Annotated in this window: 13 protein-coding genes and 1 pseudogene; 12 read left to right on the forward strand and 2 right to left on the reverse strand. The window is 73.9% G+C overall.

All coding sequences use genetic code 11. From position 1 onward, the window contains the following. The first annotated feature begins 127 nt into the window (after positions 1 to 127). A pseudogene (locus tag HCN56_RS17055) lies at positions 128 to 861 on the forward strand (ABC transporter permease). 49 nt (positions 862 to 910) lie between these two features. Here the strand turns inward: HCN56_RS17055 and HCN56_RS17060 are convergent. Next, on the reverse strand, positions 911 to 1843 hold the full coding sequence (locus HCN56_RS17060) for a Ppx/GppA family phosphatase (RefSeq protein ID WP_167972082.1): 933 nt from the start codon (positions 1841 to 1843) through the stop codon (positions 911 to 913). Between the two features lie 37 nt (positions 1844 to 1880). Here HCN56_RS17060 and HCN56_RS17065 point away from each other — a divergent pair, with 37 nt between their 5' ends. The 4 genes from HCN56_RS17065 (at position 1881) to HCN56_RS17080 (ending at position 6361) form a co-directional block, all read left to right on the forward strand. Continuing rightward, a complete protein-coding gene (locus HCN56_RS17065; RefSeq protein ID WP_376770886.1) occupies positions 1881 to 2804 on the forward strand; it encodes a DUF3109 family protein in 924 nt (307 codons plus the stop codon). Between the two features lie 294 nt (positions 2805 to 3098). Beyond that, positions 3099 to 4943: a dihydroxy-acid dehydratase gene (gene ilvD / locus HCN56_RS17070; RefSeq protein WP_167972083.1), complete on the forward strand. Its 1845-nt coding sequence runs from the start codon at positions 3099 to 3101 to the stop codon at positions 4941 to 4943. Between the two features lie 211 nt (positions 4944 to 5154). Beyond that, positions 5155 to 5763, forward strand: a complete 609-nt coding sequence (locus HCN56_RS17075) for a Uma2 family endonuclease (RefSeq protein WP_209312856.1) — start codon at positions 5155 to 5157, stop codon at positions 5761 to 5763. A 91-nt stretch (positions 5764 to 5854) separates the two neighbouring features. Continuing rightward, positions 5855 to 6361, forward strand: a complete 507-nt coding sequence (locus HCN56_RS17080) for a hypothetical protein (protein ID WP_245246660.1) — start codon at positions 5855 to 5857, stop codon at positions 6359 to 6361. Between the two features lie 31 nt (positions 6362 to 6392). Here the strand turns inward: HCN56_RS17080 and HCN56_RS17085 are convergent, their stop codons facing one another. After that, positions 6393 to 6953, reverse strand: a complete 561-nt coding sequence (locus HCN56_RS17085; protein ID WP_167972087.1) for a dihydrofolate reductase family protein — start codon at positions 6951 to 6953, stop codon at positions 6393 to 6395. Between the two features lie 411 nt (positions 6954 to 7364). On the opposite strand from HCN56_RS17085, the gene HCN56_RS17090 reads away from it, so the two are divergent. From HCN56_RS17090 to HCN56_RS17120, 7 genes are all read left to right on the forward strand, one after another. Further along, entirely contained in the window at positions 7365 to 7961 is a 597-nt protein-coding gene (locus tag HCN56_RS17090; RefSeq protein WP_167972088.1) for a hypothetical protein, read from the forward strand. A 184-nt stretch (positions 7962 to 8145) separates the two neighbouring features. Beyond that, entirely contained in the window at positions 8146 to 8805 is a 660-nt protein-coding gene (locus HCN56_RS17095; protein WP_245246662.1) for a class F sortase, read from the forward strand. Between the two features lie 173 nt (positions 8806 to 8978). Beyond that, positions 8979 to 9755 carry a class I SAM-dependent methyltransferase gene (locus HCN56_RS17100; RefSeq protein WP_167972090.1) on the forward strand — a complete coding sequence of 259 codons (777 nt, stop codon included), beginning with the start codon at positions 8979 to 8981 and terminating at the stop codon, positions 9753 to 9755. A 122-nt stretch (positions 9756 to 9877) separates the two neighbouring features. Next, positions 9878 to 10708 carry a pyrroline-5-carboxylate reductase gene (gene proC / locus HCN56_RS17105; protein WP_167972092.1) on the forward strand — a complete coding sequence of 277 codons (831 nt, stop codon included), beginning with the start codon at positions 9878 to 9880 and terminating at the stop codon, positions 10706 to 10708. A 134-nt stretch (positions 10709 to 10842) separates the two neighbouring features. After that, positions 10843 to 11679 (forward strand): ABC transporter permease, encoded by an 837-nt coding sequence (locus HCN56_RS17110; protein ID WP_167972094.1) that lies wholly within the window; start codon positions 10843 to 10845, stop codon positions 11677 to 11679. Further along, complete coding sequence (locus tag HCN56_RS17115; protein WP_376770887.1) at positions 11672 to 12484, forward strand: ABC transporter permease; 813 nt, start codon at positions 11672 to 11674, stop codon at positions 12482 to 12484. The genes HCN56_RS17110 and HCN56_RS17115 overlap by 8 nt, the downstream gene beginning before the upstream one ends. Before the next feature lie 17 nt (positions 12485 to 12501). After that, positions 12502 to 13620: an ABC transporter ATP-binding protein gene (locus tag HCN56_RS17120; protein WP_167972096.1), complete on the forward strand. Its 1119-nt coding sequence runs from the start codon at positions 12502 to 12504 to the stop codon at positions 13618 to 13620. Positions 13621 to 14205 lie beyond the last annotated feature (585 nt).

A 14205-nucleotide genomic window follows, 5' to 3' on the forward strand; every position in this document is an offset into this window, starting at 1 on the left:
GCCGAGGCCTTCGCCGCCCTCGCGCCGCTGGCCCAGACCCGCCTCACGGTGCTCTCCGACATCACGGACAACGTCGACTTCCTGTTCCGGCCGGAGCCGCCCCGGCCGCGCCCGCGCCGCCGCCCACCTGACGTGCACCGGCGCGACGGCGCTGCGCGTGCTGCGGCAGCTGGCCCACGACCCGCGCACCGTCGCGCTGCTGCTGCTCGTGCCCGTCCTGCTGCTGATCCTGCTGTACTACGTCTTCGACGCCGACCGCACCGGCTTCACCCGCATCGGCGCCATCCTGCTCGGCGTCTTCCCGCTGGTCACCATGTTCCTGGTGACCTCCATCGCCACCGGAGCGGGAACGGTCCGGCGGCAACCCTGGAGAGGCTGCTCACCATGCCGCCGGCGCGGGTCGGCCTGATCGCCGGCTACGCCCTCGCGTTCGGCGGACTCGCCGTCGTCCAGGCCGCCTCGGCCACCTCCGCCGCGGTCTTCGTCCTCGACCTGCGGCCGGCCGGCTCGCCGTGGCTGCTGCTGGTCGTCGCCGTGCTCAACGCCCTGCTGGGGATGGCCCTCGGGCTGTTCGTCTCGGCGTTCGCCGCCACCGAGTTCCAGGCGGTGCAGTTCTGCCCCGCGGTGATCGTCCCGCAGATCCTGCTCTGCGGCCTCTTCGTCCCCCGGGACAGCATGCAACCGGTGCTGTCGGCCGTCTCCGACGTGCTGCCGCTCTCCTACGCGGTCGACGGCATGACCGAGCTCGTCAACCATCCCGGCGTCACGGCGGCCTACGTCCGGGACGTCGTCGTCGTCGGTGCCGTCGCCGTCGCGGTGCTGGCGCTCGGCGCCGCCACCCTCCGCCGCCGTACCCCCTGACCGCAGCACCTTCCGGGGGCGGGCCGCCACCCGGGCGACCCCGCCGCGGTCAGGCCGCGCGCATCCGGTCCAGCCGCCGCAGGATCACGCCCTCCCGCAGCGCCCACGGACAGATCTCCATCGACGTGACCCCGAACAGGTCCATCGCGGCCTCCGCCACCACCGCCCCCGCGACCAGCTGGTGCGCCCGCCCCTCCGAGACACCCGGCAGCAGCGCCCGCTCCCGGGTCGGCAGCGCCGCCAGCTTCGGCGTCCACGACCGCAGCGCGTCCGCCGCCAGATGCCGCGGCACGTACTGGCCCTCCGAACTGCGGGCTGCCCCGGTCAGCCGGGCCAACTGCTTCAAGGTCTTGGAAGTGCCCACCACCCGGTCCGGCGCGCCGATCCTGGTGAACTCGCCCACCACCTGCGCGATCTCCGAGCGCACCGACCGCCGCAGCGTCCGCACGTCGGCCGGGTCCGGCGGGTCGCCCGGCAGCCGTCCGGCCGTCAGCCGCCCGGCGCCCAGCGGCAGCGAGACCGCCGCGTCCGGTTCCTCGTCCGTCCCGAAGGCGATCTCCAGCGAACCGCCGCCGATGTCGACCATCAGCAGTCGGCCGGCGGACCAGCCCAGCCAGCGCCGCGCCGCCAGGAACGTCAGTCGCGCCTCGTCGGCACCCGAGAGGACCTGCAGCGTCACCCCGGTCGCGGCCTCGACACGCCGCAGTACCTCGTCCGCGTTGGTGGCGTCCCGCACCGCCGACGTCGCGAACGGCAGCACCTCGGCGACACCCCGGTCCTCCGCCACCGTCAACGCGTCGTGCACCGTGGAGATCAACCGGTCTATCCCGTCGCCGCCGATGGCGCCCGAGGAGTCCAACAGCTCGGCGAGCCGCAGCTCCGCCTTGTGGGAGTAGGCGGGCAACGGGCGGGCCCCGGGATGCGCGTCGACGACCAGCAGATGGACCGTATTCGATCCCACATCGAGAACACCTAGTCTCATGGGCCGCCACGCTACTCCTTCCCCGTACCCTGGCGGTGTGACATCGACGAATCGGGCAAAGCTCGGCAAAAGACGGAAAGCCCGAGGCCAGGCGGCGGGTGAGCCCGCCTCCGAGCCCGTCCGGATGGACGGCGCGAGCCGCCGCGCCGCCGGCGACGAAGTGGGCCTCGACTTCCCCCGCGCCTGGGTCGAGTTCGCGGACCCCGCCGACGCCGAGCAGGTCTTCCGCTGCGACCTGACCTGGCTGACGTCCGGTTGGAACTGCGTTTTCGGCCGAGGCTGCCAGGGCATCCGCGCCGGGCGCGCGAGCGACGGCTGCTGCACGCTGGGCGCGCACTTCTCCGACGAGGAGGACGAGGAGCGCGTCGCGCACCACGCCGCGCGCCTCACCCCCGAGACGTGGCAGTACCACGCGGAGGGCACCGGCCCGGACGGCTTCGTCGGGCTGGACGACGACGGCGAACGCCAGACCCGCCGCGTCGACGGCGCCTGCCTCTTCCTCAACCGGCCCGGCTTCCCCGGCGGCGAGGGCTGCGCCCTGCACACCCTCGCCCTGCGCGAGGGGCGCGAGCCGCTGGAGACCAAACCGGACGTCTGCTGGCAGCTGCCGGTGCGCCGCACCTACGAGTGGGTCGAGCGGCCCGACGGCGAGGAGCAGCTGATCGTCTCCATCGGCGAGTACGACCGCCGCGGCTGGGGGCCGGGCGGCCACGACCTGCACTGGTGGTGCACCGGCGCGCCCTCCGCCCACGGCGCGCAGCGCCCCGTGTACCTCTCCTACGGGCCCGAACTCGTCGAACTGATGGGCAAGGAGGGGTACGAGGTGCTGGTCGGGCTCTGCGAGGCGCGGCTGGCGGCGACCGCCCCGCCCGGGCTGCCGGACGGCGCCCGGCCGCTGCCGCTGCTCGCCCCGCACCCGGCCGACGCACCGGCCGGCGGCTGCGGCTCCGGCTGCGGCTGACAGCCCCCGGAGCCCGTCCGGCCGCCCCGGACGGCGTTCGGCGGGGTGCGCCTCGGACCGGGGCGCACCCCGCCCACGGGGCGGCCGACGGTCTCACGATCCGGTATGAGCGTCCCGCCAGGCGGGCGGGGCGCGTACCCTCGACACCCGGGGCACCGTCGGACACGCGCGACGCCAGCGCCGCGCACGGCCCGGGGGCCGCCCCGCCCGCGGTCACGCCGAGCGGCGCGACCGCGACCGGACCACACACCTGAACCGACCGCAGCACCGACACCCTCCCGGGAGCGCCGAGCCATGCCGACACTGAGGTCCCGTACCGTCACCCACGGCCGCAACATGGCGGGGGCACGCTCCCTCCTGCGCGCCGCCGGCGTAGCGCGCGAGGACTTCGGCAAGCCGATCATCGCCGTCGCCAACAGCTTCACGGAGTTCGTCCCCGGCCACACCCACCTCCAGCCGGTGGGCCGGATCGTCTCCGAGGCCATCAGCGCCGCAGGCGGCATCCCCCGCGAGTTCAACACCATCGCGGTCGACGACGGCATCGCCATGGGCCACGGCGGCATGCTCTACTCCCTGCCCTCCCGCGACCTGATCGCCGACTCGGTCGAGTACATGACCGAGGCGCACTGCGCCGACGCGCTGATCTGCATCTCCAACTGCGACAAGATCACCCCGGGCATGCTGATGGCCGCGCTGCGCCTCAACATCCCCACGGTCTTCGTCTCGGGCGGACCGATGGAGGCGGGCAAGACGACGCTGGTCGACGGCACCGTCCGCTCCAACCTGGACCTGGTGCACGCCATGTCCGAGGCGGTCTCCGACACCGTCTCCGACGAGGACCTGGAGCGCATCGAGGAAGCCGCCTGTCCGACCTGCGGCTCCTGTTCGGGCATGTTCACCGCCAACTCGATGAACTGCCTGGTCGAGGCGCTGGGGCTCGGCCTGCCGGGCAACGGCTCGGTGCTCGCTACCCACACCGCCCGCCGCGAGCTGTACGAGGCCGCCGGGCGCACCGTCGTGGAGATCACCAAGCGCCACTACGACCAGGACGACGCCACGGTGCTGCCCCGCGCCGTCGCCTCGCGCGCCGCCTTCGAGAACGCCATGGCGCTGGACGTCGCCATGGGCGGCTCCACCAACACCGTGCTGCACCTGCTGGCCGCCGCCCAGGAAGCCGGCCTCGACTTCACCATGAGCGACATCGACGCGGTCTCCCGCCGGGTGCCGTGCGTCTGCAAGGTCGCGCCCAACGGCGACTACCACATGGAGGACGTCCACCGGGCCGGCGGCATCCCCGCCATCCTGGGCGAGCTGCACCGCGCCGGCCACCTCCACGAGGACGTGCACGCCGTGCACGCCGACTCACTCGGTGAGTGGCTCAAGAGCTGGGACATCCGCGGTGGCTCGCCCTCCCCGGAGGCCACCGAGATGTTCTACGCGGCGCCGGGCTGCGTCCGCTCCGCCACCGCCTTCTCGCAGTCGGAGCGCTGGGACACCCTGGACACCGACGCCGCCGGCGGCTGCATCCGCGACGCCGCGCACGCCTACAGCGCCGACGGCGGTCTCGCGGTGCTCTACGGCAACCTCGCCGCCGACGGCTGCGTCGTGAAGACGGCCGGCGTCGACGAGTCGATCTGGACCTTCACCGGCCCCGCCGTCGTCGTGGAGTCGCAGGAGGCAGCCGTCGAGGCGATCCTCCAGAAGCGCGTCACCGAGGGCGACGTGGTCGTCGTCCGCTACGAGGGCCCCAAGGGCGGCCCCGGCATGCAGGAGATGCTCTACCCGACCGCCTTCCTCAAGGGGCGCGGCCTGGGCGCCAAGTGCGCGCTGATCACCGACGGCCGGTTCTCGGGCGGGACCTCCGGGCTCTCCATCGGCCACGTCTCCCCCGAGGCCGCGGCCGGCGGCACCATCGCCCTCGTCGAGAGCGGCGACCTCATCGCCATCGACATCCCGAACCGCACCATCGAGCTCAAGGTGGACGACGCCACGCTCGCCGCCCGCCGCGAGGCGCTCGACGGGCAGTACCGGCCCGTCGACCGCGAGCGCAAGGTCTCGCTGGCGCTGCGCGCCTACGCCGCCATGGCGACCAGCGCCGACAAGGGCGCCGTCCGCGACATCACCAAGCTGGAGGGCTGACCGCCCGAAGCCCCCGCACGTCACCACGCCGCCCTCCGCCCGCTCCGGGCGGAGGGCGGCGTCGTCACCTCACTCCCCGGGCCGCCGCCGCTCCGCCCGCTCTACCACCGGGTCGCCGCCTACGGGCGGGTTCGCGGGTGTTTCGCTCGTTCGGTCCGGTGAACCCTTTCTGCGCTGGGTAGTGTGGGCGGCACGAGGCAGAATCCCGTGCATGGGAGGACTCATGACCGCCGCCGAACCGCGCCGCCCCGTCTCCTGGCCGGTGCCGCCCGAAGGCGGCTGGACCGTGGAGGACCTCTACCGGCTCCCCGACCTCCCGCCGCACACCGAGCTGATCGACGGGAGCCTCGTCTTCATGAGTCCGCAGCGGGACTTCCACGCGCTGACCATCACCCTGCTGGAGATGGCCCTCCGCAGCCATGCACCGGCGAGCCTGCGTGTCCGGCGTGAGACCACGGTCGTCCTGGACACCCGGAACGCGCCGGAGCCCGACCTCGCCGTGGTCTCCGCGCAGGCCGCCGCGCGCGGCCTCACCACCACCCGCTACCAGGCCGAGGACGTCGTCCTCGCGGTCGAGGTGGTCTCGCCGGACTCCACGGCGCGGGACCGCGACACCAAGCCGCACAAGTACGCCGCCGCCGGCATCCGGCACTTCTGGCGGGTGGAGATGTCCGCCGACGACGAGAACCCTGTCGTCTACGTCTACGAGCGCGACGACGTCACCGGCACCTACGTGCCGACCGGCATCTTCCACGACCGGCTGAAGGTGTCCGCGCCGTTCCCCGTCGACGTCGACCTCACCGCCGTCCACACCCTCTGAGCCGCGGCCGAGCCGGCGCGCCACGGGCGGAACGCCCGCTTCCGCCGACCTCCCCCTCCCGCTCCGGGCGGCGCCCGTCATAATGTCCGCCATGAGCAAGGAGCCGCAGAGCGTCGCCGAGGGCGACGACGCCCCGAAGCCCGAGCCCATCCGCTTCTACGGCACGACATGGGTGGACCGCTCCGGGCTGTACCCGCTGCGCCGGTTCGCGCTGGGGCTGGCGGCGGTCTCGCTCGCCGTCGTCGGCGTGGTGCTGCTCCGCCTGGTATACGCCGGGCTCTACATCGCGGACTCCGCCACCTGGCTGACCACCCTCCTCGTGCTGGCGTTCGCCATCTGCTCGGCGGTCGCGTTCAACCGCACCTGGGCCTCGTACAAGCGGCCGGCCCCCGGCGACGAGCACGCCTTCCGCTCGATCAAGGCGATCGGCTTCGTCGGCGTCCTGCTCGCCTACGGCATCCGCAGCGGCCTGGAGGCGCCGGGGGAGCAGCTTCGCCGGACCGCGTACGAGCAGGAGCTGAGCCAGTACCGGCGCCGCACCTCCAAGCGCTCGGGCAACCCCTCCCGGCGGGGCGAGAAGGGCCGCCGCCGGCGCTGACCGCCGGTCCGGCGGCGCCCGCAACCGTCCGTCAGGGGCGGTAGGTCGAGAGCACGGCCCCCGAACCGAGCGCCCGGGAGTCCGCCAGCCGCAGCTCCGTGCGGCCGGGCAGCGTCTCCAGCAGCGACGGCCCCTCGCCGAGCACGACCGGGCTGACGTGCACCCGCAGTTCGTCGAGGACCCCCGCCGTCAGCAGCCCCGCGATCAGCGTCGGGCTGCCGAGGACGGCCATCGCCCGCCCGGGCCGCTCCTTGAGCTCCGCGACCGTCCCGGCCAACCCGCCCTGCCCCAGCGGCAGCAGCTCGCTGTTCTCCCACGGCGTCTCGCGCAGCGTCGAGGAGACCACCAGCTTCGGCAGCCCGTTCATCAGCTCCGCCACCCGCGGGTTGTACTCCCGGCCCGTCTCGGTGGGCCAGTACGCCGCCATCTCCTCGTAGGTGCGGCGGCCCAGGAGCACGGCGTCGGTCTCCACCAGCTGGTTGAGCGAGAGGGCGTCGAACTCCTCGTCGAGCGCCTGCCAGGAGAGGTCACCGCCGGGGGCGGCGGTGCGCCCGTCGAGGCTGGTGCAGATGAAGGCGTACAGGGTGCGCACGGTGGTCTCCCTCGTCTCGCTCGGATCTGATTCGTCCCTGACGCGCTGCTGCCCGGGCCCGGGCCGGCCACGCGCCCTTTCCACCGGTCCCGCCGCGCTCCCGCTGCGGACCGGCGCCGGGCCGGCCCCGGACACAGCGCCCGGCAGCCCCCGGCCGCCCTCCCACCGTGCCCCGCCGCCACCACCTCGGCCATCGGAGTGTCGCCCGTTCGCCGCAACTTGCGCCGACCGCCCCGCGCCTCCTCGACACCGTCGTGACCAGCGGATATGTCACCGGGCGACTGTCAGCGAACCACCCCGCCGCCCCGGCGCGGCCGCCGCCCCCGCCGCGCGCCCGGCCGGGAATCCGGGTCGTATCGGAACAAGCGGTGCGACGCGCGCACCGCCGCCGTGCTCCCAGCGGAGGACCAGATGCGCCTGACCCGCCACGGCCGTGGCCTCGCCACCGCCACCGCCGTACTCATATCCCTCGGACTCTCCGCCGGTGCCGCCCACGCCCAGGACGACGGCACCGTCGAACTCTTCCCCAACCCCGCCCACCCCGGCGACGCGGTCGCCGTCAACACCGCCGACTGCGACGGTGACGACACCGCCCGCGGCGACGCCACCACGGTCGGCGGCGGCACCTTCACCCTGCGCCCCGGCGTGCAGCCCGAGATCCTGATCGGCGGCTTCACCGTGCCGTCGCGCGCCACCGCCGGCGACTACGGGGTGGGCGTCACCTGCGCCAACGGCGACGTCGTCACCGGGACCCTGCGGGTGGTGCAGGCAGGCTCCACCACCTCCCCGACCGCTTCCCCCACCAGCACCCCCACCGCGACCGCGTCGCCCACCACCGCCCCCACCGCGACCGCCGGCCCCACGGCGCCCTCGGGCGGGGTCAGCGGCGGCGTCGGCGGGGCGGACAGCACCGCCGCGGTGATCGCCGGCTCCGCCGCCGTGCTGTTCGCGGTCGGCGCCGGCGGCGCCTGGGTGCTGCGCAGGCGCGCCGCCTCGGACGACCGCTGACGCACCGCTCTCCGCCCCGGCCGCACCCATGAGGTGCGCACCGAGTCCGGGCCCTGCCCTGCCGCCCGACCTCCGCGGTCAGCGCCGGGCCCGCTTCGGCCCCCCGGGGGCACCAGCCACCGGGGGGCCGGTCCACACCACGTCCTCCGCCCAACCCGCCCCCACCCAACGGAACGGGTCCCCCATGAAGGTCTCGGAGAAGACACTGACCGCCGCCGTCACCACCGTCGCGGCGGCCGCGCTGATCACCGGCACCGTCGCGATGAACCACGGCGAGGGCCGCACCGACCCGCCGCAGCCCGCCGCCGCAGACGGCGTCCGCGACAGCGACACCGCCGTCACCGCGGCCGCCCCCGGCAGCGCCCCGAGCGGCGTCACCGAACTGCCGCCGTCCACCCCGCTGACGGTGCGCATACCGGCGATATCCGTCGACGCCCCCCTCGCCGGCTACGGGCTGGAGCCCTCCGGCAGCCCCGAGGTCCCGCCGGAGGAACGGGCCGACCTCGCCGGCTGGTACCGCGACGGTGTCTCCCCGGGCTCGCCCGGCACCTCGCTGATCACCGGACACGTGGACAACTCCACGGGCCCCGCGGTCTTCTACGACCTCGGCGCCCTCCAGCGCGGGGACACCGTCGAGGTCGACCGCGCGGACGGCCGGACCGCCGTCTTCACCGTCACCGCCGTCGACGTCTTCGACCGCGACGACTTCCCGGACGAGCTGGTCTACGGCCAGAGCGCCGCCCCCGAACTGCGCCTCATCACCTGCGGGGGACCGTTCTCCAGCTCCGCCGGCGGCTACCTCGGCAACGTCGTCGCCTTCGCCCGCCTCACCGCGACCTACTGACCCGGGGCCGGCCGGCCCCGGTTCGCCACACCGCCGTCGTGCCACGCACCACGGTGCCGCAGGGGAACGGCGTCCCCGTCACGCCCGCCCCCGCACGCCGCCCACCCGTGGCCCCCGGGCCAACACCGCGCCCGATCCGTGTAGTTCCCCCGCCGCCGGGGGAGACGTCAGCCATGACGTCTCCGCTGCCGCACTCCGCCTACGCCCGGTCCTTCGACGCCGTCGCGACCGAGTACGCGGCCTCGCGTCCCAGCTACCCGCCGGAGCTGTTCGAGCTGATCGAGTCCCGCATCGGGCGCCCGCTCGCCGACACCGAGATACTCGACGTCGGCGCCGGCACCGGCATAGCGAGCCAACTGCTCAACCAGCACGGCGCCCGGGTGACCGCCGTGGAGCCCTCCGAGCCCATGGCCTGCCAGCTCAACATCGCACACCCCGGGCTCCCGCTGGTCCGCGCCGACGGCGACGCCCTCCCCTTCGCCGACCGCAGCTTCGACCTCGTCACCTACGCCCAGTCCTGGCACTGGACCGAGCCCCGGCGCTCCGTCCCCGAGGCACTGCGCGTGCTGCGCCCCGGCGGCGCCCTCGCGCTGTGGTGGAACGTGTCGGACCCGGAGAAGGAGTGGGTGCGCGCCCAGGGGGAGCGCCTGGCGGCCGCCGCCCCCGACCACGGCCTCTCCGACGTCCCCGAGAAGGCCGCGTCGATCATCGAAGGGCTCGGCCTCGGCATCGAGCCGGTGCGCGACGAGGTCCGCTGGACCCGCAGCGTCCCCGTCGACACCCACCTCGACAACCTGGCCACCCACTCCACGCTGGCGGTCCTCCCGCCGGGCGACCGCACCCCGCTGCTCGACGCGGAACGCGAGGCGGTCTGCGCCGAGTTCCCCGACGGCATCGTCGCCGAGGAGTACGTCGTGCGTCTCACCCTGGTCCGCGCCCCCGACGCCTGACGCGCGCCCCCGACGCCTGATCCGACGCGGCCGCCGGGCGCCCCCACCGCCCGGCGCACGTCCCCGGTACCGGCAACCGGACAACGCGCCGTCCCGGCGCCCGCCGATGCGACGATGACCGCATGAGCCAGATGATCGCCGTTCTCGGAGCAGGAAAGATCGGAGAAGCCCTCCTCGGCGGGCTGCTGCGCGGCGGCCGGCCGCCGGCCCGGCTGCTCGCCACCGCCCGCCGCGCCGAACGGGCCGAGGCGCTCCGCGCCCGCCACGGCATCGAGGTGGTCACCAACGCCGAGGCCGCCACCCGCGCAGACACCCTCATTCTCGCCGTCAAACCGCAGGACATGGCGACGCTCCTGACCGAGCTGGCCCCCCACACCGCGCCGGACCGGCTGGTGATCAGCGCGGCCGCCGGCATCACCACCGCCTTCGTCGAGGAGCGCCTCCCGGCCGGCACCCCCGTGGTCCGCGTCATGCCCAACACCCCCGCCCTGGTGGACGAGGCCATGTCGGTCATCTCCGCCGGCGCCCACGCCACCGAGGAGCACCTCGGCCACGCCGAGGAGATCTTCGACAGCGTCGGCAAGACCCTCCGGCTGCCCGAGTCCCAGCAGGACGCCGCCACCGCGCTCTCCGGCTCCGGCCCCGCGTACTTCTACTTCCTCGTCGAGGCCATGATCGACGCCGGAATCCTGCTCGGCCTCCCCCGCGACAAGGCCCACGACCTGATCGTCCAGGCCGCCCACGGCGCCTCCGTCATGCTCCGCGACAGCGGCGACCACCCTGTCACCCTCCGGGAGGCCGTCACCTCGCCGGCCGGGACCACCATCAACGCCATCCGCGAACTGGAGAAGCACGGCGTCCGCGCCGCGTTCCTCGACGCCCTCGAAGCGGCCCGCGACCGCAGCCGCGCCCTCGCCGCCGGCGGCGAGACCGCTCCCCGCACCGGCGCCTGACCCCCCCGCCGCGCGCCCCCTGCACGACCCGGGCGCGCGGCCCGCGCGGGGCGAAAACCACTGGCAGCACCGCGTCGGCTCCCCTACTCTCACCGGGTTCGCCACCACCCACGGACCACGAGGAGTCGGGCCGCATGACCGCGGCAGCGCACGCGCGACCGCGCCCCGCCGCGACGGTCTACCCGGCCGTCGCCGCCGGCGCCTTCCGCCGGTACGCCACCTACCGCGTCGCCACCGCGGCCGGGGTGCTCACCAACACCGTCTTCGGCTTCGTCCTGGCCTACGTCTACCTGGCGCTCTGGGACCAGCGTCCCCAGCTCGGCGGCTACGGCCCCGAGCAGGCCGTCACCTTCGTCTGGGTCGGCCAGGCCATGATCGGCGCGGTCGCCCTGCTCGGCGGCGGCTTCCAGGAGGAGCTCCAGGAACGCATCCGCAGCGGAGACATCGCCATCGACCTCCACCGCCCCGTCGACCTCCAGCTGTGGTGGCTCGCCCACGACTGCGGCCGTGCCGCCTTCCAGCTGCTGGGGCGCGGCGTCGGCCCCATGGCCGGCGGCGCCCTCGCCTTCGACCTGCACCTCCCCACCGACCCGCTGGTCTGGCTGCTCTTCCTGCTCTCGGTGTGGGGCGCCGTCGTCGTCAGCTTCGCCATCCGCTACCTGCTCGGCCTCGCCTCCTTCTGGCTGCTCGACAGCAGCGGACTGCTGATGCTCGGCACCTTCCTCGGGGTGTTCGCCTCCGGCATGCTGCTGCCGCTCACCGTCTTCCCCGGGCTGCTCGGCGACGTCGTCCGCGCCCTGCCGTGGGCGGCGATGCTCCAGGTACCGGCCGACATCCTGCTGGAACGCCGCACCGGCACCGGCGTCCTCACCGGGCTGCTCTTCCAGGCGTGCTGGGCCGTCGCCCTGCTGGCGGCCGGCCGGGCGCTCCAACTCCTCGCCACCCGGAGGGTGGTGGTCCAGGGTGGTTGACGCGCTGCGCGCCTACACGCTCACCGCGGGGATGTGGATACGCGCCTCCCTGACCTACCGCGCCTCGTTCGCCATGGCGCTGCTCGGCAGCTTCATCGGCTCCGGCCTCGACTTCGTGGCCATCATGATCATGTACTCCCACATCGACGCGCTGGGCGGCTACGCCGTCGCCGAGGTCGCCCTGCTCTACGGCGCGACCAGCCTCTCCCTGGGGATCACCGAACTCCTCGTCGGCAACGTCAGCCGCGTCGGCGCCAACGTCCGTAACGGCACCGTCGACACGCTCCTGGTCCGGCCCGTACCGGTCTTCCTCCAGCTCGCCGCCGACCGCTTCGCGCTGCGCCGACTCGGCCGCATCACCCAGGGCGCCCTGGTCATGGGCTGGGCACTGGTCGCGCTCGGCCCGGTACGCGCCGGCTGGTCACCCCTGGACTGGCTGCTGCTCGTGGTCATGGTGCTGGCCGGGGCCGGCATCTACGGCGCGCTCTACGCCCTCGGCGGCGCCTTCCAGTTCTGGGCGCAGGACGCCGCCGAGGTCCAGAACGCCTTCACCTACGGCGGCAACACCCTGCTCCAGTACCCGCCCACCGTCTTCGCCGGTGAGCTGGTGCGAGGCGTCACCCTGGTGATCCCCCTCGCCTTCGTCAACTGGGTGCCCGCCGCCACCCTCCTGGGGCGGGACGCCCCGTTGGACCTGCCGGGCTTCGCCGCCTGGCTCTCCCCGCTGGTCGCCGCGGCGGCCTGCTGCGTCGCCGCCCTGGTGTGGCGCGCCGCGGTCAACAGCTACCGCAGCACCGGAAGCTGACGGAAGGAGCCCCACCGATGCCCGATCCCGCCTCCCGCCCCGCGCCGGACCCCCACCGGGGACGGCCGTCCGAAACCGCCGACACCGCCGGGCCCGCTCGCGTCCCCGCCCCGGCCGCTCCCGACCGGGGGCACCGCGCCGCGCCGGACCCGTCCGGCGGCACGGGCGAGCCGCTGATCGTCGCGGAGGGGCTCCGGAAGGTCTTCACCGTGCGTCGCCGCGCCGGCCTGGTGCGCCGCTCCCGCACCGAGGTCCGAGCCGTGGAGGAGGTCGGCTTCCGGATCGATCGCGGCGAGATGGTCGGCTACATCGGCCCCAACGGGGCCGGGAAGTCCACCACCATCAAGATGCTGACCGGCATCCTCACCCCGACCGCCGGCACGCTGCGGGTCGCCGGCGTCGAACCCTCCCGGGACCGCACCCGCCTCGCCCGCCGCATCGGGGTGGTCTTCGGGCAGCGCACCACTCTCTGGTGGGACCTGCCGCTGCGGGACTCCTACGCGCTGGCCCGCCGCATCTACCGCGTCGAACCCGCCCGCTTCCGCCGCAACCTCGACCGCTGCGTCGAGCTGCTCGACCTCGCCGAACTGCTCCCGGTCCCCGTCCGCCAGCTGTCCCTGGGGCAGCGGATGCGCGCCGACATCGCCGCGGCGCTGCTGCACGACCCCGAGGTGCTCTACCTCGACGAGCCGACCATCGGCCTCGACGTCGTCAGCAAGGCCACCGTCCGGAGCTTCCTGCGCGAGCTGAACGCCGAGCAGGGCACCACCGTCCTGCTGACCACCCACGACCTCGGCGACATCGAGCAGCTCTGCCGCCGGGTGATCGTGATCGACCACGGGCGCATCGTCCACGACGGCGACCTGGCGCTGCTGCACGGCAGCGACGGCGGGGAACGCACGCTCGTGGTCGACCTGGAACGCGAGCTGCCGCCCCTCACGGTGCCCGGGGCACGTACCGTCCGGGTCGAGGGCCCGCGGCAGTGGCTCTCTTTCCCCGCCACGGTGCGGGCGGCACCTCTGGTCGCGGCGATCGCCCGGGACTACCCGCTGCTCGACCTGTCGATCCGCGAACCCGACATCGAACAGGTCATCGGCCGCATGTACGCCGCCCGTCGCGGCGCCGGCGGGCACTGACCCGGCCGCCGTCCTGACCGAGGCGGACGGCCTCCGCGGCGGGCCCGCGGGTGTGCCGCGGAACACTCCGGGCCCGAGTTGACGGCGCTGGGGCTGCTGCGTAATGTTCTCCGAGCTGCCACGGAGCCGTTCGGTTCCCCAAGTGACGCTGAGCGTCCCAGGAGGTGGCACCCACTGCCTAGGTGCATCTGCCCTTTCGGGCCTGTTTCTCGTGCGTCCCCGCATGCTGAATTCATGGTCCGGGTCGATTTTGAATCGGTCGGGGAAATGCTCTAACGTGGTGGACACGCCGGAGGGCGAAAAGCTCGAAAGGCCCCGCCGGCCGGGGGTCAGAAACACGAAAGTGGGTCTGATAGAGTCGGAGACACCGAAGGGGAAACTCGGAGGGAAAGGCCGAAAGGCCGAGAGATTGTCCCCGCCGACCGGGGGTCAGGATCACGGAAGTGAGTCTGGTAGAGTCGGAAACACAAAGAAAGACCGAAGGGAAAAGCCCGGAGGGTCTGCTGAAAGGCAGTCCGAAGGAAGCGTCCGTTCCTTGAGAACTCAACAGCGTGCCAAAAGTCAACGCCAGATATGTTGATACCC

Source organism: Streptomyces lonarensis, assembly GCF_012033735.1.
Classification (GTDB): Bacteria; Actinomycetota; Actinomycetes; order Streptomycetales; family Streptomycetaceae; genus Streptomyces; species Streptomyces lonarensis.

Excerpts from the sequence above, each read along its gene's own strand:
- HCN56_RS17100 (WP_167972090.1), top strand. The coding sequence starts at position 8,979 with ATGACGTCTCCGCTGCCGCACTCCGCCTACGCCCGGTCCTTCGACGCC.
- HCN56_RS17095 (WP_245246662.1), top strand. The coding sequence starts at position 8,146 with ATGAAGGTCTCGGAGAAGACACTGACCGCCGCCGTCACCACCGTCGCG.
- HCN56_RS17120 (WP_167972096.1), top strand. The coding sequence starts at position 12,502 with ATGCCCGATCCCGCCTCCCGCCCCGCGCCGGACCCCCACCGGGGACGG.
- HCN56_RS17110 (WP_167972094.1), top strand. The coding sequence starts at position 10,843 with ATGACCGCGGCAGCGCACGCGCGACCGCGCCCCGCCGCGACGGTCTAC.
- HCN56_RS17080 (WP_245246660.1), top strand. The coding sequence starts at position 5,855 with ATGAGCAAGGAGCCGCAGAGCGTCGCCGAGGGCGACGACGCCCCGAAG.
- HCN56_RS17060 (WP_167972082.1), bottom strand. The coding sequence starts at position 1,843 with ATGAGACTAGGTGTTCTCGATGTGGGATCGAATACGGTCCATCTGCTG.
- HCN56_RS17075 (WP_209312856.1), top strand. The coding sequence starts at position 5,155 with ATGGGAGGACTCATGACCGCCGCCGAACCGCGCCGCCCCGTCTCCTGG.
- ilvD (WP_167972083.1), top strand. The coding sequence starts at position 3,099 with ATGCCGACACTGAGGTCCCGTACCGTCACCCACGGCCGCAACATGGCG.
- proC (WP_167972092.1), top strand. The coding sequence starts at position 9,878 with ATGAGCCAGATGATCGCCGTTCTCGGAGCAGGAAAGATCGGAGAAGCC.
- HCN56_RS17090 (WP_167972088.1), top strand. The coding sequence starts at position 7,365 with ATGCGCCTGACCCGCCACGGCCGTGGCCTCGCCACCGCCACCGCCGTA.